19 protein-coding genes are annotated in these 22917 nt (G+C 45.8%); 12 read left to right on the plus strand and 7 right to left on the minus strand.

Annotated features, from left to right (window positions below):
- From ABY802_RS10405 to ABY802_RS10425, 5 genes are all read left to right on the plus strand, one after another.
- Positions 1 to 923: MotA/TolQ/ExbB proton channel family protein (locus ABY802_RS10405; RefSeq protein ID WP_372626968.1), on the plus strand; the 923-nt coding region annotated here is incomplete at its 5' end.
- Complete coding sequence (locus tag ABY802_RS10410) at positions 923 to 1450, plus strand: MotA/TolQ/ExbB proton channel family protein (protein ID WP_290610891.1); 528 nt, start codon at positions 923 to 925, stop codon at positions 1448 to 1450. The genes ABY802_RS10405 and ABY802_RS10410, both read left to right, overlap by 1 nt.
- A gap of 11 nt (positions 1451 to 1461) precedes the next feature.
- Positions 1462 to 1866, plus strand: coding sequence for an ExbD/TolR family protein (locus tag ABY802_RS10415; protein ID WP_372626969.1), 405 nt, complete (start codon positions 1462 to 1464; stop codon positions 1864 to 1866).
- Between the two features lie 2 nt (positions 1867 to 1868).
- Positions 1869 to 2483, plus strand: coding sequence for an energy transducer TonB (locus ABY802_RS10420; protein ID WP_372626970.1), 615 nt, complete (start codon positions 1869 to 1871; stop codon positions 2481 to 2483).
- Positions 2484 to 2485: 2 nt separating this feature from the next.
- The gene (locus ABY802_RS10425) at positions 2486 to 3751 is read left to right on the plus strand and encodes a tetratricopeptide repeat protein (RefSeq protein ID WP_372626971.1); all 1266 of its coding nucleotides are present in this window, start codon (positions 2486 to 2488) and stop codon (positions 3749 to 3751) included.
- Positions 3752 to 3840: 89 nt separating this feature from the next.
- On the opposite strand, the gene prsR is transcribed toward ABY802_RS10425, so the two are convergent.
- From prsR to ABY802_RS10440, 3 genes are read right to left on the minus strand one after another with little or no spacing between them, the layout of a single operon-like run.
- Complete coding sequence (prsR, locus tag ABY802_RS10430; RefSeq protein WP_372626972.1) at positions 3841 to 5199, minus strand: PEP-CTERM-box response regulator transcription factor; 1359 nt, start codon at positions 5197 to 5199, stop codon at positions 3841 to 3843.
- 1 nt (position 5200) lies between these two features.
- Positions 5201 to 7273, minus strand: coding sequence for an XrtA/PEP-CTERM system histidine kinase PrsK (prsK, locus tag ABY802_RS10435; protein WP_372626973.1), 2073 nt, complete (start codon positions 7271 to 7273; stop codon positions 5201 to 5203).
- Positions 7274 to 7287: 14 nt separating this feature from the next.
- Positions 7288 to 8097, minus strand: a complete 810-nt coding sequence (locus tag ABY802_RS10440) for a serine protease (protein ID WP_372626974.1) — start codon at positions 8095 to 8097, stop codon at positions 7288 to 7290.
- Positions 8098 to 8180: 83 nt separating this feature from the next.
- Here ABY802_RS10440 and ABY802_RS10445 point away from each other — a divergent pair, with 83 nt between their 5' ends.
- The 3 genes from ABY802_RS10445 to ABY802_RS10455 all read left to right on the plus strand — a co-directional run bounded on the left by ABY802_RS10445 (position 8181) and on the right by ABY802_RS10455 (position 11721).
- Entirely contained in the window at positions 8181 to 9008 is an 828-nt protein-coding gene (locus tag ABY802_RS10445; RefSeq protein ID WP_372626975.1) for a patatin-like phospholipase family protein, read from the plus strand.
- A gap of 167 nt (positions 9009 to 9175) precedes the next feature.
- A complete protein-coding gene (locus ABY802_RS10450) occupies positions 9176 to 10042 on the plus strand; it encodes a PEP-CTERM/exosortase system-associated acyltransferase (protein ID WP_372626976.1) in 867 nt (288 codons plus the stop codon).
- Positions 10039 to 11721: an FAD-binding oxidoreductase gene (locus tag ABY802_RS10455; RefSeq protein ID WP_372626977.1), complete on the plus strand. Its 1683-nt coding sequence runs from the start codon at positions 10039 to 10041 to the stop codon at positions 11719 to 11721. The genes ABY802_RS10450 and ABY802_RS10455 overlap by 4 nt, the downstream gene beginning before the upstream one ends.
- 38 nt (positions 11722 to 11759) lie before the next feature.
- Here ABY802_RS10455 and ABY802_RS10460 read toward each other — a convergent pair whose 3' ends face one another.
- The 4 genes from ABY802_RS10460 to ABY802_RS10475 all read right to left on the minus strand — a co-directional run bounded on the left by ABY802_RS10460 (position 11760) and on the right by ABY802_RS10475 (position 17224).
- Positions 11760 to 12551, minus strand: a complete 792-nt coding sequence (locus ABY802_RS10460) for a PEP-CTERM sorting domain-containing protein (RefSeq protein ID WP_372626978.1) — start codon at positions 12549 to 12551, stop codon at positions 11760 to 11762.
- A gap of 245 nt (positions 12552 to 12796) precedes the next feature.
- The gene (prsT, locus tag ABY802_RS10465; RefSeq protein WP_372626979.1) at positions 12797 to 15559 is read right to left on the minus strand and encodes an XrtA/PEP-CTERM system TPR-repeat protein PrsT; all 2763 of its coding nucleotides are present in this window, start codon (positions 15557 to 15559) and stop codon (positions 12797 to 12799) included.
- 126 nt (positions 15560 to 15685) lie between these two features.
- Entirely contained in the window at positions 15686 to 16930 is a 1245-nt protein-coding gene (wecC, locus tag ABY802_RS10470; RefSeq protein WP_372626980.1) for a UDP-N-acetyl-D-mannosamine dehydrogenase, read from the minus strand.
- Between the two features lie 51 nt (positions 16931 to 16981).
- Positions 16982 to 17224, minus strand: coding sequence for an acyl carrier protein (locus ABY802_RS10475; RefSeq protein WP_372626981.1), 243 nt, complete (start codon positions 17222 to 17224; stop codon positions 16982 to 16984).
- A 162-nt stretch (positions 17225 to 17386) separates the two neighbouring features.
- On the opposite strand from ABY802_RS10475, the gene ABY802_RS10480 reads away from it, so the two are divergent.
- From ABY802_RS10480 to ABY802_RS10495, 4 genes are all read left to right on the plus strand, one after another.
- Positions 17387 to 18988, plus strand: a complete 1602-nt coding sequence (locus ABY802_RS10480; protein WP_372626982.1) for an acyl-CoA ligase (AMP-forming), exosortase A system-associated — start codon at positions 17387 to 17389, stop codon at positions 18986 to 18988.
- A gap of 13 nt (positions 18989 to 19001) precedes the next feature.
- On the plus strand, positions 19002 to 20255 hold the full coding sequence (locus ABY802_RS10485) for a pyridoxal-dependent decarboxylase, exosortase A system-associated (protein ID WP_372626983.1): 1254 nt from the start codon (positions 19002 to 19004) through the stop codon (positions 20253 to 20255).
- 104 nt (positions 20256 to 20359) lie between these two features.
- Positions 20360 to 22126, plus strand: a complete 1767-nt coding sequence (locus ABY802_RS10490; RefSeq protein ID WP_372626984.1) for an ATP-grasp domain-containing protein — start codon at positions 20360 to 20362, stop codon at positions 22124 to 22126.
- Positions 22127 to 22262: 136 nt separating this feature from the next.
- A partial coding sequence (locus ABY802_RS10495) for a glycosyltransferase family 2 protein (protein ID WP_372626985.1) occupies positions 22263 to 22917 on the plus strand: 655 nt, incomplete at its 3' end.

Here is a 22917-nt window from a genome sequence, read left to right on the forward strand (position 1 = left end):
CCACTGAACTACCAACACTGAGCCAGATGGAAGATCTGTGGGTTGCCATGCTGACTGAAATGACTGAATCAGCCAAAACGTCGCAGTTTGACGCTGAAGTGGTTATGTTAGATGGCGGCAGCTCAACTGAGCGGGTAACCCGGTTTGGTTCTTTCCACCTGACCACAGATACCGAATATCTGATCCGTAACGTAGATACTGACCAAATCCAGCCGTTGGGTCGTCAGCCACAGTCAAAAATTCATGACTCTGTTGCGGAATACCACAACACGCCTAAAGGTGAGTTAGCAGGTTTATATGTTGACCCTACAAAAGGCAACAGCTTACTGCGCTTAAACCAGCAACGCAGCACACTGATGGAATACTACCACCAGGGTGGCACAGTCGGTTACCTGATCACGGTATTACTGTTTATCGGTTTACTGATTGCACTTGAGCGCTTCCTGGTATTAACCGTGGTTGGTGGCAAAATGCGTTCACAGCTGAAAAACCTGGCTAACCCTTCAGACAGCAATCCACTGGGCCGTATTCTGAATGTGTATCATCAGAACCGTTCAGCTGATGTTGAAAACCTGGAACTTAAGTTAGATGAAGCTATTCTGCGTGAGACGCCAAGCATCGACCGTGGTATTGGTTTAATTAAATTATTCGCTGCGGTAGCACCGCTGATGGGTCTGTTAGGTACCGTTATCGGTATGATCCTGACGTTCCAGCAAATTACTCTGTACGGAACTGGTGACCCTAAACTGATGGCAGGTTCAATCTCTCTGGCGTTGGTAACCACCGCTCTGGGTCTGATTGCCGCTTTACCATTATTGTTTGTACACAGCATTGTTCAGGCAAAAGCGAAATCTATTTTACACGTGTTAGATGAGCAAAGCGCAGGTATTGTTGCTGCTCATGCGGAGAAGGAGAACGCCTAATGATGACCCAGCTAGTAGGGCTGTGGGAATCGGTACAGGATTTTATTCATACCGGTGGCAACGTGTTATACGTTGTTGCCGTGGTGCTCTTCGTCATGTGGTTTTTGATGTTAGAGCGCTACTGGTACGTATCGGCAATATTTCCTAAGATTAAAAAGGATATTATTACCCGATGGGATGCCAGAGCAGATACCACGTCCTGGTATGCCCATAAAATCCGTGATACCTGGATTTCTGAGGCGACAAATGACCTTGATCAGCGGATGTTACTGATTAAAACTTTGGTTGCAATGTGTCCATTGGTTGGTTTACTTGGCACAGTAACCGGCATGATAGCGGTATTCGACATTATGGCCACCCAAGGTACGGGTAACCCCCGCACTATGGCAGCCGGTATCTCGATGGCAACAATTCCGACAATGGCGGGTATGGTTGCAGCGTTATCAGGTTTGTTTTTCAGTTCGCGGCTGGAAGTGAAAGTGAAACGGGAAAAAGCAGATCTCGTTGACAGCTTACCGCATCATTAAGAGAGAATTTTATGGCACGTAAACGTATTCGTGAAGACGAGGAAGCGGCAATAGACATCACGCCGATGATGGATATCGTTTTCATTATGTTGATATTCTTCATCGTTACTACTTCTTTCGTCAAAGAAGCCGGTATTGATGTAAACAAGCCGGAAGCAACCCAGGCGCAGCAAAAGCCGTCAGCGACTATCTTTATCGCGATTCGTGAGAATGGTGAAGTATGGATGGACAAGCGGATGGTCGATATTGAGCGGGTTTCTGCCAACATTGAGCGTTTAAGAGCTGAGTCACCGACAGATACTATTATTCTGCAGGCTGACGTAGGCGCTAAACACGGTGTCGTAATGGAAGTAATGGATCAGATTAAAGCTGCTGACCAGTCGCTTGTTATTACCATTGCCGGGGAGAAAAAATAGTTATGATACGTTTCCTAACATCGTTAATTATCGGTGCAGTGGTAACGTTTCTGTTGTTTCTGATTATGGCGCTGCTGATTCAAAGCAGCGACAAACGTCGGGCGCCTGAGCAAGAGCGTATTGTTGTTGAAATTAACACTACGCCGCCTGATTCAGATACACAGGTGCGGCGGCCTCCACCGCCACCACCACCACCACCACCGGCTGAGCCGCCAAAAACGCCGCAGCCAGAGCCTGAGCAGACTAACACCGCCGGTGCGGTTGGTTTTAATATGCCGGGTATGGATTTAGGTGCAAACGTTGGCTTAAAAAACCCCGGTTCATTGTTACGTGATGGTGATGCTACCCCGATAGTGCGGATTGAACCGCGTTACCCGGTGCAAGCAGCCCGTGACGGCTTGCAAGGCTGGGTTCGGTTAAGCTTTACCATTATGGAAGACGGCAGTGTTGATAACGTTGAAGTTATTGAAGCCGAACCGCGTCGGGTATTTGACCGTGAAGCGATTCGTGCCCTGCGCCGTTGGAAGTACAGTCCCAAAGTTGTTGACGGTAAACCAATGCAACAGCCAGGTCAGCAGGTACAGTTAGACTTTACCCTTGACATGGCAGGAGGTTAACTATGAACAAATTAACGTTATTAACTTCCAGTTTAGTGTTAGCTGCGAGCTTTAGTATTTTTTCACTTCCGGTTATGGCGCAGGATTTGACTGCAGCAGACAGGGAGCGGATTGAAGCACGTAAAAATGCTAAAACCCAGTTACCTGGCGAGCGGGTAGGTCGGACGATAACTAAAGCGCTTGAGCTTTACAACGAAGAAAAACTGGACGAAGCAATAGCTGTTTTGCTTGACGCAGACCCGAGTGGTGAGTTTGATAAGGCATTTTTAAACCGGTTTTTAGGTAATATTTATGCCTTTAAACAGCCTGACCAGGCAGTGAAATATCTGGAAATGGCCATTAAACCTGATGTGCTGGGATTTAATGATCAGTCAGCGGCGTTAAAACTGCTTGCAGATCTACAAATTCAGGACGGCAAGTTTAAAGCTGCCATTCAAAGCTACAGAAGCTGGATGCGTTTTACCGGTGATAATGATCCTGATGCATACTTTCGCATCGCTCAGGCCCACTACCAGTTAGGTGAGTATGATAAAGCAATTCCGGCTGCAGATAATGCAATCCGCTTTGCTAAAGAACCTAACAAGTCTTACTATCTGACGAAAATGGGCGCGTTTTACGAACTGAAGCGCTACCCGGAAACCGTTGCAACTGTTGAGACAATGGTTCAGTTATTCCCTGAAGAGAAGACTTACTGGGGTTATCTGGGGAATTTCTACACATTGGTTGAAGACTACTCTAAGTCATTAAGTGCATTTCAGATTGCGCATTCTCAAGGGTTTCTTGAGAAAGAGTCTGAGTTGAAAGCATTAGGCCAGATGTATGCGAATAATAACATTCCATACAAAGCGGCTACGATATATGAGAAGTATGTTAAGAGTGGTCAAATTAAGAAAGATAAGACCATGCTGGCAGCCATTGCTTCAAATTATCAGGCGGCCCGTGAGTTTAGTAAAGCAGCTGAGTACTATGGAGAGCTTGCTAAGCTGACTAATGAAGCTGATGCTTATCGTCGTCAGGGTGTGGCATTAATGTCTATCCAGCGTTATCAGGATGCGATTACGGCGTTTAATGCGGCGTTAAGTAGAGATGCTGATCGTACTGGTAGTATTCACCTGAATATTCTTGAAGCTTACTTTTATCAAGGTAAGTACAAAGAAGCTTATGCTGCGTTGCTGGAAGCGAAAAAAGATCCATCAGCAGCACGGCAGGTGCGCAGTTGGGATTCTTATATAAAGGATCGCGCTAAAACTAAAGGTATCAGCCTTTAACTTTTGCACTTGTAAAAAAGCCCGCATATTGCGGGCTTTTTTGTACCTGGTGCTCAGTCATGTCAGACATAGCTGAGCCAGTATCCAGCTTAATGATCCGTATCGGTGTGGCGTAAGTCGTGTAATCGGTATTTATCAATCAGGGCGTACAACGTCGGTCTGGTGATCCCCAATAAGTCGGCAGTTTTAGATAAATTAGTATTGGCTACTGCGTAGGCATGGCGAACAGCTTGTGTTTCAGCCTGCTCTCTGACTTTTCTTAAGGTATCGACCTTATCATGATGGTTAGTATTAAGGCCAAGGTCCGGCGCATCAATCAGCTTATTATCAGTAAGAATGACGGCGGACTTAAGTTTGTTTTGTAATTCGCGAATATTGCCGGGCCAGCTATGATGTAACATTGCCTGGATGGCATTGTCGGTAAAGCCATGAACTTGCGAGTGATATTCCAGATTAAATTTGTGTAGCAAGGCTTTGGCGATAATAATGATGTCGTGACCACGGTCGCGAAGCGGCGGTATCGTCAGCGTTATTTCGCTGATCCGGTAATACAAATCTTCCCGGAAGGTCTGGCTGGCAACCATTTCTGCCAAATTGCGGTGGGTAGCGCAAATGACCCGGACATCTGCCTCAATTTCCTGACGCCCACCAATACGTTCAATAACCCGCTCTTGCAGGAATCGAAGCATTTTTGCTTGTAAACTTAATGGCATGTCACCAATTTCATCTAACAGTAAGGTACCGCCATTAGCACATTCAATTTTACCCAAGGTGGTTTTGTTGGCACCGGTAAAAGCACCTTTTTCATAGCCAAATAACTCACTTTCGAGCAGGTTTTCCGGAATAGAAGCACAGTTGATTGCAACAAAAGGCTTGTTAGCCCGGGTGCTTTGTTTGTGTATAGCGCGCGCAAACACTTCTTTACCGGTGCCACTCTCACCAAGCAGTAAGGTGGTAATCTCAGTGGGGGCAATTTTCTCGACAGTCCGGCAAGCTTTAATCATTGCCTCGCTATTACCAATAATGTCTAACTGGGCACTGCTACTGGCTTTCAAGGCACGGTTTTCCTGCTCAAGCTCGGTTAACTTAAAAGCACGCTGGATAATAATGTTTAACACATCAGCATCAACCGGTTTTTGGTAGTAGTCGTATGCCCCCAGCGCCACAGCTTTGAGGGCATGTTCATTGTCGGTGTTTCCGGTTAACACAATCACTTTACAATCCGGCTGAATAGCCAGAATGTCAGCCAGGCACGCCAGGCCTTCTGAGGCATTGGCCGGATCAGGTGGTAACCCTAAATCAAGGGTGACCACCGCTGGCTCGTAGCGTCGTAGTTGGGTCAACGCATTTGCTTTGTCGTTCGCAAAGACTAGCTCGTAGTCACTGAGGCTCCATTTAAGTTGCTTCTGGATACCAATATCGTCTTCGACGACCAGTACAGTTTTCATATCACGTTCCTTGTATGACTTGTTCTTGGTGCTCAGCTAAGCTTACCGCAGATTCTAGCGGAAGTAGCAGTGTAAATGTAGTTCCCTGGCCCGGCACACTGCTTACAGTGAGCTGGCCACCCTGTTGTTCTACAAAATGTAAGGCGTCATGGGCGCCAATACCCATACCTGCGTTGCCTTTGGTTGAATCGAATGCTTTAAATAACCTGTTTTGAATAAAAGACTCCGTCATGCCACAACCGGTATCAGCGATACGCAACTGCAACTGACCAAGCGATTCTGTCACCGTCACCGTTACCGTACCTTCTGTTTCTGTAGCATGCTGGGCGTTATCAATAAGATGAAATAACACACTGCCGAAACGATCTTTATCGATAAAAACCGTGCAATCCTGTTCAATCCTAAGGGTAGGAACCGGTTTTTTTATCGCGCATCGATTGTCGATAACATCTTGTACCAGCCGGCCAACGGATACCAGGCTATCCGTTTGCTGGTCAGCTCTTTTGTTGGTGAGCTGGCTTAGCATGTTTTGCAAGCGCTGCTGCATCGCTTCGAGGGTACTGAAACTGTCATCGATAAACTCCGGGTTATCCCGGTGCTTCGTCGCATTTTTTAATATCAGATCTATTTGCGCTTTGACGTTTTTTAAGTCATGAACAACAAACGCTGACATTCTGCTAAAGGCAATAAACTGGGCATTCTCGCTTAAGGTCTGGCTGGCCTGCATCAGAAGTAACTGACTGGATATTTGCTCAGACACTAAGGTCAAAAAGTCTCTTAATTCCCAATTTAAGCTTAGCTTATTGACGGCAGGGGCGTTCATCAGGCAAACACCCCATAAGGCTCCTTTGGTCTGAATGGGAATAATAAGCTGGATATCCAGAACTTTATCTGCAATAACGTTTTGGACAAAAGGATCAGTATTATCGGTTAAATCTACTAACCAATTGCGATGGCTAAAATATTGTCGGTAAGCGGCTATCAACTGTTGTTCATCGTTGTTTAATTCAAGCCGTTGCTGCAATGCCAGGGTTACGATGTCGTTGCCCTTAAACCGGACGATAGCGCCTCGGCTGTAACTTATGCTGTTTAACCAGGCCTGCAGTAAGCTTTTGTAATGATCTTCCGGCTCGGTAATATCTATTTTTTGCAAAGATCGGGTAAGCAGCAGCCATTTTTCACGATAATCAAACTTGTTGGCAAAAAAATGCTTCTCGATAAATACCTTGAGTTTTCTTCTAAGGGTACCTGATAACACTAGAAAAATCAGAATGGCGATACCCAGAATAATAAAGGTTGCCTGAATTAAATTTGACCAGTTACCCCCAAAATACCGAATGTAAAAGCCGGTAATAGCCAGCAGACACAGGTAAACACCGGCACCCAGCACCAGTGAGCTTTGCAGCACAATATCCCGGGAAATGTAAACATTAATGCCCCAGGCTTTAATGCGCCGCACGGCGATAATCATCAGGGGCAGCATGGCGGCATAAACAAAGCCACGGGCGAACCAGATTTGATCATCAATCCGGCCAAACAAGGCGGATTCGGCCAGCAGGGCAAAGTCGTACAGGGTAGTAATAGTCAGGGCCAGAACCAGCGGTTTATATTGCCATTTTGCCTCACCTGAGCGCCGGTATAAGGCTTCTAATAAAGCAAGCTGCAAAATACAGATAGCCAGATTGCCGGTAAACATATTGCTGGCACTGAGCAGTGAGCTGGTGGAGACCACACTCCAACTAATAAGACAAATCAGTAAGCCGTAAACGTGAGGCTGACGAATAAACTGGCTCAGGGTATTACCGGCCTGACTCAGTGCGGCAAACAAGAACAACAACAGCATGCCATTTTTAGTATTTTCAATAATATGCGAGGGGAGCGAAGTAAACGGCAACGCCGACGACCAGCTGTAAAACACGGCCCAGCAAAAGCTGGTAAAGGACAGTGCCAATAACAGATATTTTGGCAGGTTTGTTACTTTAGTGGTGAGTAATAATCCGAAAAAAAACAAATAAGCGACTGCTGCCAGCACAAAACCAATTTTATCCAAACCAAAGCTTAACATGTTATCCATAAGCGAAAGCCTGTTTAGTTTGCTTGCTGCATAAGGTCAAGCAGATGCTGGCTGGGAATGGCATAGCTAATCCCACTTGGATCGCTGAGTACCGCTTCACGACTGGTTTTAATATATACCTGGTTAATAATGCCGATAACTTCGCCATTATCATGCCGGTAGAGTGCGCTACCGCTGTTGCCTGGATAAGCAACCGCATCCAGCTGATAAACCAGATAGGGTTTGTCCAGTTGCTTTAACATTGCCAGCTTTAAATCCCGGGAGTTCTCCACCGGAATAGCGATGGGCGTATGTGCAGCAATAATGCCGCTGTGTGTCGCCGGATATAACCCCAGCACCTGAGTTATAGGAAAACCGGTAAACGCGATTGGTGTACCCTCAGCAACCAAAGGCGATTTACTAACCGTTAATGCCGGTAATTTCCCGCTAATCCGCAATAGTGCTAAATCATAGGCGGGCGCATGCGTTTGTCCGGTTATCTGATGTACCTTAAACACTGTGCCCTGGCCAGACAACACAACGTATTGCTCCAGCTTGCTTTCATCCAGCGGGTTGGCAATAACGTGATAGTTTGTGACAACCCGGTTTCCGGGGCTAACCACAAAGCCGCTACCAATCAGCCGGATCCGCGGTGAGCCTGTCGGGTTTGAGATGCCAATTGCAACCACAGCGGGTTTGACTTTTTTCAGGGTATCAACAAGTTCAGTTGCATGGATGGGTTGACTAACAAACAGGCAGAAGATAAAAAAATAAATAGGCTTAACCATAGCAATAATACTTTCCCTTTCCTTAGTGAACGTCATCATACTAGCGTATTTGTTCACAAATTGCTCTAGCAAGCGCTGGAAACTTATCGATATTCACCCATACTAAGATAGTAAATAATATTAACCAGTTAAGGTTGCTGATGCCTAAGGAAATAGTACCCATCTTATCCGGGGGCGGCACCCGACTATCTTGTTATATTGGTATTTTAGAGGCGTTGCAGCAACAGGGGCTTACGTTTCGTCATATTGTTGGGGTATCGGGTGGAAGTATTGTGGCAGCTTTGTTTGCGGCAGGCTGGAACTTGCAGCAAATGCATGAGTTGGCGCTAAAAACCGATTTTAAGCAGTTTCGCGGTTTATCTATTACCAAGCTTGTGCGGCTGGGGGGGTTAAGTGATGGCAACGCCTTTGAAAGCTGGCTTGATAAAATCCTTGAAGGCAGACGCTTTGTCGATTTGCAGTTAGATTTGCACGTGCTGGCAACCGATATTCAGGGCGGCGGGCCAGTCATCTTTAACCGTGAGCTTACCCCTGACTTAAAAGTGTCGCAGGCGATACGTTTTTCGATGTCTATCCCGTTATTTTTTTCTTTTAAGCGCTTTAAACATCATGTGATGACCGATGGCGTGATCCTGTCAGAAGATGCGCTACACCGTGACTGGTCTGGGCACGGGTTGCCTCTGGTCTGTTTTCGCTTAAAAAGTGAGGCCAGTAGCAAACCCATCGCTACCAGTCGTTACTTTCCGGTGCTCTCATATATTTATATGTTAATTCAGACCTTTATGAATGCTATCTCACGCGAATACGTTCATGCAGAATATTGGCACAATACGATCGTTGTGAATACCGGTGTCATTTCATCTGTCAATTTTGATATGACATTGCAGCAAAAGCAGTGGCTTTATGACATTGGCTACCAAACGGCAAAAGATATTGTGCCGGTAAAACTGGCTGTGTTATTTACATAGTCGAATAATGGCGTCTTGTTTAACGTAATTAAGTGCTAATCTGAACACAGAATAATGTGAGATGATCATCTACACTTGACAAGGAAAGGATTCAGCAATGATGACTTTAGGTTCAGATTTAAAATACCGCAGTCACGCGATGATGATTAATGGCATACGAGGGGTCTATGAGACGGCTTAAATCTCTGGCAGATAAACCCATTATTGGTGGTATGGTTAAAAAAGCAATGGCCGGCCTGGCCAGTAACGATGCTAAGACCATTTCGGCGCATTTCTCCAAGTATTTACGGCCGCAAATTGCTAACACCGAAGCACTTCGACACGAAGTATATCGGCTGAGGCATCAGGTGTACTGCGAAGAGCTGCATTTTGAAGATATTAAAGAAGGTTATGAAGAGTTTGATGAATTTGACGAGCGATCGATCCATTGCTTTATCAGACACCTGAGTTCTGATGCGCTGGCGGGCACCGTCCGCCTAATCACTTCTGCTAAAGACGATGAACCGTTGCCAATTGAAAAGTTCTGTGCGCATGCCATTGAAGATCAAGAGTTTGCGCCGTGGAATTTCCCACGGGAAAGTGTTTGTGAAATCTCCCGGCTTGCCGTGCCGGAAAACTTCCGCAAGCGGGCCATAGATCATTTTAAAGGGGCTGCTACCGGTGCCTTTAATGAAAAAGTGTATTCAGAAAGCGAGCTGCGATGTTTCCCCTATATTGCAGTGTGTCTGTATATGTCCGCAGCGGCAATGGGCTTTCATTCAAACCGGTTTCATGGCTATGTCATGATGGAGCCCCGGTTAGCCCGCAGTCTGAGCTTTATTGGTATTAATTTTAAACAACTTGGTAAGCCTGTTGAATACCACGGCAAAAGAGCGGCCTATTATATTAATTCAGATATGTTCAGAACCAGTATTTCTTCTGGCTTTACCCGGTTACTTCAGTCCATTGAGCGGGATTTGTTTGAACAGGACCAGGGCGATGGCGATAATCGGTTTGGTATAAATTTCGCTGGGAAACTCGGGGTAAGTTATTGAACGGCAAATCTAATCAACCTACTGCTGCGCTGGTCGGTTTATTGCAACAGAAATTAAGTAAAGATAGCCAGGTGTTATCTTCAGCTGCCGAGTTAGCAGCTTATCAACAAAACTGTGAAGGCAGCGAAGCGCATACCTGGTGCGTAGTAAAAATAGGGAATAAACAGGATATTAGTCAGGTGCTTGCCCTGGCCTCTGATCATAAAAATACCGGAGTCGTATTTTCTGTCCATCCCATCAGCACCGGCCGCAACTGGGGCTATGCCTCCGCCAGAGCCAATGATGGCAATGCGGTTATTCTCGATTTATCGATGCTAAACACCATTAGCTGCGACGATAAAACCCTCGGTATTTTTACCGTAGAGCCTGGGGTTACCCAGCAGCAACTTCGGGACTACCTGGATTTACATCAACTTAAGTATATGGTGCCGGTTACCGGTGCCGGTCCGGGGTGCAGTATTTTAGGCAATGCTCTGGAGCGGGGCTACGGTATTACGCCATACACTGACCATTTTGCCGCAGTCAATAGCATCAGAGGGCTGCTGGCAGATGGCACTGAGATTCGCTCAGCAGTGGCCGAGCTTGATCAGAGTCACGATGATTTTATCGATAAAACCTACAAATATGGGCTTGGCCCTTATTTAGATGGTTTATGGACTCAAAGTAATCTGGCAGTGGTAACAGAGATAAGCCTGCGCTTAAAAGCCGATCCAGAGGCATTCAGTGCTTTTTATCTGCAGTTTGCTGACGAGCAACAGTTTGAGCAGGCGCAGCAAATCGTGTTTACCATTTTACAAAAACTGGAAGGGGTAGTCGGGTCTGTAAATATTATGGATCAGCGACGGGTCACGGCAATGATGGCACCTAACCCAAACGGCCCGGCCGCACATCAGGTGATGAGCAAGCAGCAGGTTGCCAGCTTGGCCAAAGACTATGATATCCCGGCCTGGACGATTGCCGGTACTTTGTATGGCCAGAAATCTGTGGTGAACGCCGCCAGAAAAGAAGTAAAACGTTTTGCGGGCAATCACTGCAGTAAAATGATCTTTTCCGATAGCGGCTTAATTAAATTGGGCCGGTGGCTATTGCAGCTTTTGCCAGATAGGCTGTTAGCCAAACAACGCAAAATGCTGGCATCGCTTGATGGTGGTATTGCAATAATGCGTGGCCATCCTGATCAGGTGGCATTGCCAGTAGCCTACTGGCGCAATCCGCATTCTTCGCCTTTGCAGAGCAGGGCGCTTAACCCGGCTGCTGACGGTTGCGGCTTGCTTTGGTATGCGCCATTGGTACCAATGAAAAGTGATGCCATGCAACTATTTATTAGCCATGTCAGAACAATCTGTCCCAAGTATGGTATTGAACCGATGATCACCTTTACCAGTTTAAAGCATGACATGGTCGACAGTACTATTCCAATCGTGTTTAACCGCTCTGACAGCCATGCTGTGGCGCAAGCGCAGGCGTGTTTAACAGAGTTAGTCAGCGAGGGCTTAAAACAGGGCTGGGTGCCATACCGGCTTAATCTGGCACAGCAAGCCAGCCTGCTTAGCGCTGAGCAGCCATTCTGGCAAATAAGTGCCAAAATTAAGCAGGCGTTAGATCCGGATAATATTATCAGTCCAGGCCGCTATCAGCCCGGGGTATTAAAGATTCCAGCGCCTGATCAAAAGCCATAAAAAAACCTCCTTGCGGAGGTTTTTTTCGGAAAACAACGTTACGCTTTGCGACGGCGTGACAATGCACCCATGCCTAACAACCCTAAACCTAAAATGGCCAGTGAGGCAGGTTCGGGTACTGTTACAGCGTTAATAATCAGGTTATCAGGTGTTGCCCGGGTACCAAACTGTGAGGTCACCCGGATATCTGCGCCAAAAAATTGTGAGTTTAAATCAAAATTACCAAATGCATTTCCGCCGGTAGCATCCAGCAGCGCGAAGCCTTCGCCAATAACAACTTCATTAAAAAGAATGCTACTAGTTGCTGGGTTATACGCTATCCAGGCAGTGGCAAATAAGCTTGAACCAAAACCAGTGTTTGGTATGGCAGAAAGCCAAAGGTCACCATCAACGGAGTTAGCATAACTACCATTAAAGTTTTGACTATTATCTACCCATAAGTTAGCGAAACCACCAGTAAACTCGAAATCAACTTCAATTACCGATCCAGTTGATGAGAATGCAGCGTTCACGCCACTATTACGAATAGTACCTGTCGTAATATTCGAAGCACTGAATCCACCAAACTCAAAGGTCAATTCACAACCTGGGCAAAATACACTGCCATCATTACCATTTATTGAGCCAATCCGACCCCAGCCAGACAATGTGTCGCCGGGATTAGTAATGATGCTTTGTGTAAAGAAATTGGTATCGGCAGCAAAGCTTAATGGGTCAGTAGGATCCCAGGTTACGCCGTTGATATTAATAGGTGCTGCTGATGCGGCAAAAGTAGATAATGCAAATACTGATGCGCCTAATAATGTGGTTATCTTTTTCATGCTTTTCATACTTCAATCCTTGTAGCTACTACGATAATTCGCAACTGAACTTAGGCTTGCAGGAATTGTGCCGGAATGGGGGTGGTGTCAAGTGTCTGTAATATAACAATAAATAAAATCTGAAATAGATGGTGAAACTTAGCTGTAAATAAAGCTGACAAAAAAAGCCGGGTTACCCCGGCTAAATCAACAAATAGTGTCAGCTATTCTGACACTTAAAATTAACGTTTTTATTCAGTTGGTTACCAACAATACTATTGTGCTATTTGTTGCTGTAACGCCTTAGCCCGGTCCAGATATTTTACATTATCCGTTTTAACGGCTGCCAGCACTTTACCCGCTTGCTCTTGTTCGCCATTTTCAATCAGCGCCTGGGCCAGATTAAGCTGCACTTCGGCATGGCCAGGCCTTATTGCCAGTGATTGCTCAAACTGCGCTTTTGCCTTAGTGTGTTCACCCAACTCAAGCAATACCCGGCCATAAGTGTCTAGCACATCCGGATGGCGTTCATTGAGCTTTAACGCCTGCTCAGCATAAGTTTTTGCATCAGCAACTTTACCCACTTCTAATAACACCCAGGCGTAGTTATTCAGGGCAATAATGCTATCAGGGGACTGCTGGACAATTTCACTGTATTCAGTAACGGCTTTATTAACATCGTCTTCGATAAGTAAATTAGCGTAATACGCGTGCAAATCAGTGCTATTTTTACCGTGTTTGGCAAAGTGCTCCTCAATAAAAGTAACGGCCCTGCGATAAGAAATATCTTTGGCGTAAGCGCCAGCAATAGCTATAGCAGTAGCCGGCGCAGGGGTCATGCTATAAGACTTATTCAAAGTCTCCAGGCCGGGACTGATTTGCTTATTAAGAATTTGGATCCGGCCTTTGTGATAGAGCATCTCCGCACTATTAGCAATCTCGTTTGGCAATAATTCAAAAGTCGCCAGCGCACCTTTCTGATCACCATTTTCAGATTGCGCCGCAATTTTAGTGCGCAGCAATACCGGTTGCTTTGGGTGAACTTTAAGTTGCTTATCTAGCACCACTATCGCGTCTTTAAAACGCCCATCGTTAGCTAACAAGTTAGCGTAAGCTAAGCCTGCGCGAATGTTTTTATCGTCGTTGTTGAACCAGCGTTCGGCCAGTGCCAGTGCTTTATCTGTTTGGTTAGTTCTGACATACGCATTTACCATTAAACCATAGAAAGCCGGGGTAAATTGTTGCTGGGTATCGCTGACGGGCTTAAGAATACTGATAACATCAGCAAAATTATTCCGGCTTTGGTACAGGTTCGCCAGTAACATTCTGATTTGATTATTATCAGGGTGCGCTTTGTGTGAGCGTTCCACTAAATCAATAGCCACCTGTGGCGTGCCTTGCTGCTGCATTGAGGTGAAATAGGCAATCAGCGCTGGCACGTAATCAGAGCGTAACTCCAGTGCCTGGGTTAATAAGGCATCACTTTTTGCAATATCATTTTCATCACGGGCAACCGCCGCCAGCATATATAGCGTAAATACATTTTCGCTGTCCGCTTTTTGCGCTTCTGCCAACATTAACTTGCCGTTTTCCAGATCCTGCTGCAACAAATAGGTCAGGGCTTTCAGGTTATAACCGGCATTAAGGGTTTCATCAGTTTTCAGCCACTCCTCAGCCAGCTCTGCCGCTTTGTCATATTGTTTTTGGCGAATATAACTGCCTGCCAGCACTAACCGGGTGTCGTGCAAGCCCGGGTCCATCATTAATGCCTGTTCCAGGTTTTTAATCCCTTCAGCATTACGGTCAGGTAAACCCAGCTTCAGGCTGCCCAAGGTACTGAGTGACTGACCATCTTGCGGAACCACCATGTTTTCGTAGCGACTGATAATTTCATTAGCCAGGCTTTGATCGCCCTGGCTAATTAATTGGAATGCGGTACCGGCAACTAAAGACAGATCCTTCTCAGTAAAATCCGCATTGCTCAGGCTATTGGCGGCATCAGCGGTTTCACCAGCCCGAAGTTGCAACAGCGAATACAAGCGTTGAGCAGGCGGGTAGGTGTGCAAACTATTCTTAACTGCACTAAGATGGCTAAGTGCCTGCGCCTCCAGACCAAGTTGATGACTGACAATACCAGCCAGGATCCGGCTTGGCGTATTACTGAAACGGGCACTAATCGCTTTATCGATATGCTCTTTTGCTTTGGTATAATCTTGTTTCTGATATTCAATTGTCGCTTTCAGATAGTTACTCAGGCCATGTTCTGGCGCTAACTGCAGAATGTAAACCAGCTGCTCATCCGCTTCAGAAAACTGTTGTTGCTGGACATAAGTTTGCGCCAGTAATAAACGAACGCGCAGCGCTCGCGGCACTTGAGCAATATACTGTTTTAAGTTGGCAATAGCATTGTCATTTTGTTTATCAAGCAGTTGCAGCTGAGCGGTTAATAGCAAAGCCTCTTTGGCAATCAGGCTGTCTTGTTTAACTTGCTGAACAGCAGTTAGTGCGTCAGTGATATTGCGGGCGTTAAGCAACAACGCTGCCTCTGCATAGGCGGCTAAATCAGGATACTCGCTGTTAACCAGCTCATCAAACAGGGTAACGGCGTTATCAGCAGCGCCCAGTTCAACCTCTGCCAACGCGCGGTAAAACTTCAGATAATGTTGGGTTTTCTCGCTCAGGCCGTCAGTGTCGTTAAACAGGCTGAGAACATTTTGATGGTTTTCTGCCAGATAACTGGTTTGGATCACTTCCACGGCTATCGCTTCTGGATCCGCGCCATTACGTAAGGCACGTTCAAACTCTTTCTCTGCTGACACAACGTCACCGGTTTTCAGGTATATCCGGGCTAGTAACAACCGGTAATCAATATTGTCTGGCGCCTGGGAAATGGCAGATTTAAGCTCAATTACCGCAGCGTTGTATTGATTATTCTGGTTATAGGTTAGCGCGTCCTGATAATGCTCAGCAGCCTCTTTTCCGCCGCAGCCGCTTAATGCGGCCAGCAATATCACGGCGCTTATTGACATTTTTTTCATGTTACTACACTCCCTTGTGGTGACAGACTTGTGGTGAAAAACATGGTGACACATGTGATAACAATAGTTGTGACAAAGTGGTCAATAAAATTGACCACAGATCAGCCAGATAAAATCTTGCGCTATTTAGCCAAAAATACCCCGGGTATCAATAACAACTTTTGTTGCTACATCTGCGGGCTGTAAACTTTTAAATTGTTTGTGATCTACCAGTACTACTAAAATATTGGCCTTTGCCAACGCGTTATTCAGCGTGGTGAGTTCAGCATTATAGTTAGCCAGTTTAGCAGGTAACTTTTTAATATTGGGTTCAACTAATAAAATTTCCCCAATATTGTCGTTTAATAACTGTTTGGCAATGTCCAGAGCCGGGCTTTCGCGTAAATCATCTATGTCTGCCTTAAACGCCAGGCCAAGGCAGGCAATAACCGGTTTTTTAAATTGGTCAGCAGCCTGCCGAATTTTTTCAATTACATACAACGGCTTACTGTCGTTAATTTCCCGTGCTTTACGAATAATCTGCGCTTGTTCGGGGGCAGAGTCAACAATAAACCAGGGATCGACTGCAATACAATGCCCACCTACGCCAGGGCCCGGGCTTAAAATATTTACCCGCGGGTGACGGTTAGCCAGTTTAATTAATTCCCAGACATTAATTTTTAAGGTGTCACAAATAATTGAAAGCTCGTTGGCAAAGGCTATATTCACGTCGCGAAAGGCGTTTTCCGTTAATTTCGCCATTTCGGCAGTGCGGGCACTGGTACGCAGGCATTCACCACGCACAAACAGCTGATACAGCTCTATCGCCCGCTCGGCACAACGCGGGGTAATGCCACCAATAATCCGATCATTACTTACCAGTTCTTGCAGCACGCGACCAGGTAATACCCGCTCCGGGCAGTGAGCGACAAATAAATCTGCCTGTTCACCTTCAGCATGGGGCAGTTTTAAATCGGGGCGCAGCTCAGCCAGCCACTCTGAAATTTGTTCGGTGGTGCCTACTGGCGACGTTGACTCCAGTACAATCAAATTGCCCTTTGCCAATACCGGGGCAATGGTTTCCAGCGCCGCTCTGATATAACTCAGATCAGGGCTTTTGTTCTCTTTAAACGGGGTAGGCACGGCAATCAAAAACGCATCGGCGGGTTCCGGGCTTAATGATGCTTTTAACTTGCCGGTCGTTACTGCGGCCTGAACCAACATATCTAAGTCGGGTTCAACAATATGCACTTTACCTTGATTAATGGTATTGACAGCATGCTCGGATACGTCAACACCGAGTACTTCAACGCCACGAGAAGCAATAACGGCTGCCGTAGGTAGGCCGATATAACCTAATCCAATCACAGATACCCTACTAAATGGTGACATAATTAATCCTGTATTAAATGCTGTTTAATAGTGTTGTTGATGGGGAATAGCTCAGGCGACTTGCTTTTCGGAAACAAAAGCTTCTAAACCGCCAAAGGTTTCAAAAATTTCAGCTGATATTTCATCGTCATCAAATTCGATACCCAGTTGATCTTCAAGCTCGGTAATCACGGCAATAACTGCCATTGAATCGAATTCAGGAATGGCACCTAACAGGGCAGTGTTAGCGGTGAAATCTTTGTTTATCTGAAGTACGCTTCTCAAAATGTCTGCTAGCAGTTGTTGATTGGACATGCATAGAATCCTTTTCAAACTTATTGTCCTATCTAAGGTAGGCCAGAGCGTGCTATTAACAGACTAGAATTGGCCACAACCTAAATTTACTATCGGTTTTTTTATAAAACTGATTTATTATTGCACACAAAGGGATGAAAAGTGAAAGGTCCAGAGGAAAGGATGATTAAAAATCTATATCAGTTGTTACAACAGGCCCAGCAGGCATTTCCCGGGCACACCGCGCTATACTTTAAAGATAAAAGCTTAAGTTACTCTGAGTTGTATCAGCAGGTTAACGCGGTGGCGCTAAACATGCGCCAGCACGGCGTAAAGCGTTTTGACCGGGTAGCCGTATATTTACCCAAACAATTTGACACTATTTCCAGTATCTGGGGTACCACGGCGTGTGGCGGAGTATTTGTGCCGGTTAACCCGGCGCTAAAACCAGAGCAGGTGCAACATATTCTGCAGGATTGTAATGTGCGGGTGTTAGTAACCAGCAAAGGTCGGTTGGCTGCCCTGACAGCAATTCTTAACGATTGTCCGGATTTACATACCATTTTATTAACCGATGACGATTACGCAGAGCAAATGCCGGCTCATCTGGCGGTTAATGCATTATTGCCTGTAACCAGCGGGGCCGAAACTGACTTTTTGCCTGCGCTTTGCGGCGCAGTAACTGATAGTGATATGGCGGCCATTTTATATACCTCTGGTAGTACCGGTAAGCCCAAAGGGGTGGTGCTGTCGCAGCGAAACATGTTGGTGGGTGCCAGTAGTGTCGCCAGTTATCTGCATAATACTGCCGATGACGTCATTCTGGCGTTACTACCACTAAGTTTTGATTACGGTTTAAGCCAGCTAACCACTGCCTTTAGTGTTGGCGCCAGCGTGGTGCTGCTGGACTTTTTTCTGGTGCAGGATGTTGTCAGAGCCGTTGTGCAGCATAAGGTTACAGGCATAGCAGCGGTACCGCCATTATGGGCACAGCTGGCCAAGGCAAAATGGCCAGAGGGCAGTTCCGATACCGTGCGCTATTTAACCAATTCCGGTGGAGCGATGCCGCAACCCTTGCTTAATCAGCTGCAAACTATTTTCAGCAATGCTGAACCTTATCTGATGTATGGTTTAACCGAAGCATTCCGCTCAACGTATCTGCCGCCAGCAGATTTAGCCCGCAAACCCGGTTCTATGGGTAAAGCCATTCCTAATGCCGAAATTGTGGTGGTGCGCGAAGATGGCAGCGTATGCGGCCCTAACGAGCCAGGCGAGCTGGTGCATCGTGGGCCTCTGGTCAGCCTTGGCTATTGGAATGCGCCGGACAAAACCGCTGAACGCTTTAAGTTCGATCCTATTGCGCTCTCTGGCATTGTGATACGAATCCCCGCTGTCTGGTCTGGCGATACCGTCAAGACAGACGAAGAAGGTTACCTGTACTTTGTAGGCCGGCGCGATGAAATGATTAAAACCTCGGGTTACCGGGTTAGCCCTACTGAAGTTGAAGAAGCTATCTATCGGCTGGATCCGGCCATAGTGGATGTCGCCGCGATGGGTGTGTACGATGGGGTTGATCAGGCTATTTTAGTGGTGGTTGCCACGTCGGGGTCAGATCCAGATGTTAAAAACTGGCAAACCCAGTTAAAACGTAGTTTGCCCAGTTTTATGCAGCCAAAAGAAATCATAGTGCTGGACAGTTTACCCAAAAATGCCAATGGCAAAATTGATCGTAAAACCCTGGCCAACCAGTATCAGGATTATTTTGTGACAGAAACATCAGCGTGACAGGAGCGTCAGCATGAGCGGTACCGGCACGATCAATACCAGTGCGCCACAGCATGAGCAAATGAGCCAGTTCAGGGCAGAACACGGCCAATTACTGGCAGCCGGTTTTAGCATGACTGAAATTAGTCAGTTGTTAAACATGCCGGCATTTTATGTCTACGATCGCAGTATTATTAATCAGCAGGTTGCCAGTTTTCGGCAGCATATTCCACCAAGGATAAAACTGCATTATGCGGTTAAAGCAAACCCATACTGGCCGGTGGTTGAACATTTAAGGCCGTTGGTCGATGGTTTTGATGTCGCCTCACAAAAAGAAATGCTGTTGGCACTGCAAAGCGGTATGCCGGTAACTGATATTAGTTTTGCCGGCCCGGGTAAAGGTGATACGGAGTTATTGTCCGCCATTATTGCCGGCGTTACTCTGAATGTGGAATCGCTGGGAGAGCTTAAGCGCATTTGTGCGCTAGGGGCTCAAACCCGCAACACGCCGCAAGTAGCACTGCGGGTTAACCCCGCGTTTGAGCTCAAAACCTCAGGGATGAAAATGGCCGGCAGCGCCAAGCCGTTTGGTATTGATGAAGAGCAGGTACTGCATTTGCTGGCTGAAATTGTCGGCATGCCGGTTAAACTGCGGGGTTTTCATATTTATTGTGGTTCACAAAACTTAAAAGCAGAAGCGTTAATTGAAGCGCACCAGCATACCTTTGCGTTGGCGGCGAAGTTAGTGGCGGCTTGCCCGTACCAGCCAGAGATGATTAACCTCGGGGGCGGCTTTGGTATTCCGTACTTTGCCGGTGAGCGGCGGCTTAATTTAGCGCCGGTCGGTGAGTCGCTGCAAAGTTTACTGCAACAGTACGATCAACAGCTGGCCGATATTGAACTGGTTATTGAGCTTGGCCGCTATCTGGTGGCCGAGGCAGGTTTATATGCCTGTCAGGTAGTGGATAAAAAGCATTCCCGTGGTACCACTTATCTGGTGTGTAATGGTGGTATGCATCATCATCTGGCAAACTCAGGTAACTTTGGCCAGGTGATCCGAAAAAACTATCCGGTAGCCATAGCGAACAAGTTCAGCCAGACCGAGACTGAACTGGTGACAATAGTAGGACCTTTGTGTACCCCACTGGATATTTTAGCTGACCGCATGGTGTTACCAAAGGCTGAGGTTGGTGACTGGGTGGTGGTTTATCAGTCTGGTGCTTATGGTCCCACAGCCAGTCCGCAGAATTTTTTGGGGCATCTCCCAGTTGCAGAGATTTTGCTTTAAATGTCTTTAGTTAATACAAACAGTTCCGATTTTGTCGGAATGGCAGAATTAACATACATAATGTTAGTCGTTAACTCGTCTGCTAAATATTTTGAGGCAAACTTATGACGCATCAGCGCGGTAAAGTTCTGGTATTAGGCGAAGATACGCGCAGCTTTTTAAGTGTCATTCGATCTCTCGGTCAGTCCGGTTACACCGTGGATGTTATTTGCTATGACAGACTCTCGCCGTCTTTAAAATCAAAATATATTCGGCAGGCCTATCATTTTAACTACCAAGCCTATACCAGTGAGCAGTGGTTAGAGCAGCTAATTAAGCTGGCTCAAGCAGAGCTTTACCAAGCAATTGTGCCATGCGATGAAAGGGCTATATTTCCTCTTTATGAAAATCGACAGCATTTTCCCGACGATACGGCCCTGGCGATACCAAATGATGAAGTCATTGCTCATTTATTTGATAAATATACTACGAAAGCTTTAGCTAAAAGAGTGGGAGTTAGACATGCTCCAGGTCGGCTAATGTCATTGCAAGCTATACAGTATAAGGAGTTGTTGGCAGAATTTGGCGACCAGTTTGTGATTAAGCCTACCTTATCGTTTAAGTCTGACGCGTTATCCAAAAGACAAAAAGTCGAGATCATCAATTCCGAAGCGAACTATATAGCTTGGCAGCAGCAATTTAATTTAAATGATGAATATTTAGTCGAGAGTTACTTTGCGGGTACTGGAGAAGGTATCTCGGTTTTGGCGCTGGAAGGCAAAATATTGGCTTTTTTTGCCCATACGCGGGTTCATGAACCCAAGACCGGGGGGGGGAGTTCATACCGTAAGTCTATAAAGCTCGACAAAGGTATGGCAGAAGCGTGTGTTAAATTATGCCAGGCCACTAATTATACCGGTGTTGGGATGTTTGAATTTAAGAAAAACAGCCAAACAGGAGACTGGATACTGATTGAAGTAAACGCTCGATTTTGGGGCTCGTTGCCATTAGCGATATATGCTGGTGTTGATTTTCCAACGCTGTATGTTGACGCGCTTCTTTCTAAACAGAATCAAACTAAACAAACGTTAGTTGCAGCTCTCCCTGACCAACAACACTATAAGGTTGGTGTTTACGCACGTAGTTTGACCAATGACATTTTTGATATTAAAAAAGAGCTTGAAGTTAACCTGGCCCAGGGCTCAAAAGCTCATGCTCTATTTTCGTTATTTACGCGCCTACTGAGCTTTAGTCGAATACTCATAGGTAAAGAGCGCATTGACAGCTATATGCGAGCCGATGTAACGCCATTCAAAAATGAGGTCTCCCAGTTTTATAAAAATATTCTTGCTCCAAAGCTCCCGTGGTACAAACATCCGCTGCAAACTGAACAAATGGCTGAATTAATAGCGTGTTTGCAAAACGCAACCAAGGCAGAAATTAAAATAATTTGCTACGGCAATATCATGCGCAGTCCTTTTGCCCATCGTTTCTTGCAAGTCCTTATAGACGAGCTCGAGTTAGATTGGCGTGTTGACTCATTCGGTTTTCACCTCAATGAGAATCGTGAAAGCCCAACTGAGTGCCTTGATGTCGCAAAACGTTTCGGGATAAATTTAGCATCGCATCGTTCAAAATGGCTGCGCCAGGAACATATTCATGAAGACGATATTCTAATTATTTTTGATGAATTAAATAAAGATAAGTTAGATCGGTTCTATCAAGCCAAACATGTGTTTAACTTGGCAGACTTTGTTCCGCAGCATTTGGGTACCTACCAAAATATCGACGATCCTTATAAGACAGGTGAGCAGGGGGTACAAAGGTGCTATGAATTAATTTCTGAGGCATTGAAGAATATACTTAAACACTTTAAGGCTGCAGCACAGTGAGCTAAAAATATGGAGTTTTTAGCTATTCAACATAGTGTCAGAGAAACCTTGATTAGTGCTTTGCACACCAAAATATGCTAATGCTTTTAAATGGCGAGCATAAAAATGCCCGAATGGACTCAACAAGTGGAAACGGATGAATAAATTGACTACCCAAAGCATTAAAATATCGGTGTTGATTGCCACCAGAAATCGCCCAGAGGAGTTTTTAACGGCACTTAACTCTGTTCTCGCCCAGTCATATCCTAATATTGAAGTCATTGTTGTCAATGATGGCAGTGATGAAGAGCATTTAACTCACTATCATGTGATTGAAAATAACAATAACAGCCGTGTTAAATTTATCTATTTACCCAAGCGGCCAAACGGCCATGGTCCCAGCTTTGCGCGAAATACAGCTGCTCAGAACGCGAGTGGTGATTTTCTTGCTTTTTTAGACGATGATGATATTTGGAACGATAGCTCACATCTTGAGAGATTTATTCAAGCTTGCTATGCAGCAAATGAATTAGAACTGTATTTTACAAACCAAAAAGCAGTCAAAGCTGACGGTACCTTAGTAACAACCCCTCTATGGCTTGAATCGCTAAGAGATTCAGCTAAAAACCAGTTACCAATTATGGCAAGCACGGTAAAAGCCAGTGTTGAGTGGTTGCTGTCTGCACGTGGCTTCGCTCACCTAAATTGTACAATTGTAAAATCGAAACTATTTAAACAAGTTGGTGGGTTTGACGAATCGCTGCGCTACGAAGAAGACAAAGACTTGTATTGGCGGCTTGTAGATACTGCGG

Origin of the sequence: Arsukibacterium sp. (assembly GCF_041616895.1) — a bacterium.
GTDB lineage: Bacteria > Pseudomonadota > Gammaproteobacteria > Enterobacterales > Alteromonadaceae > Alishewanella.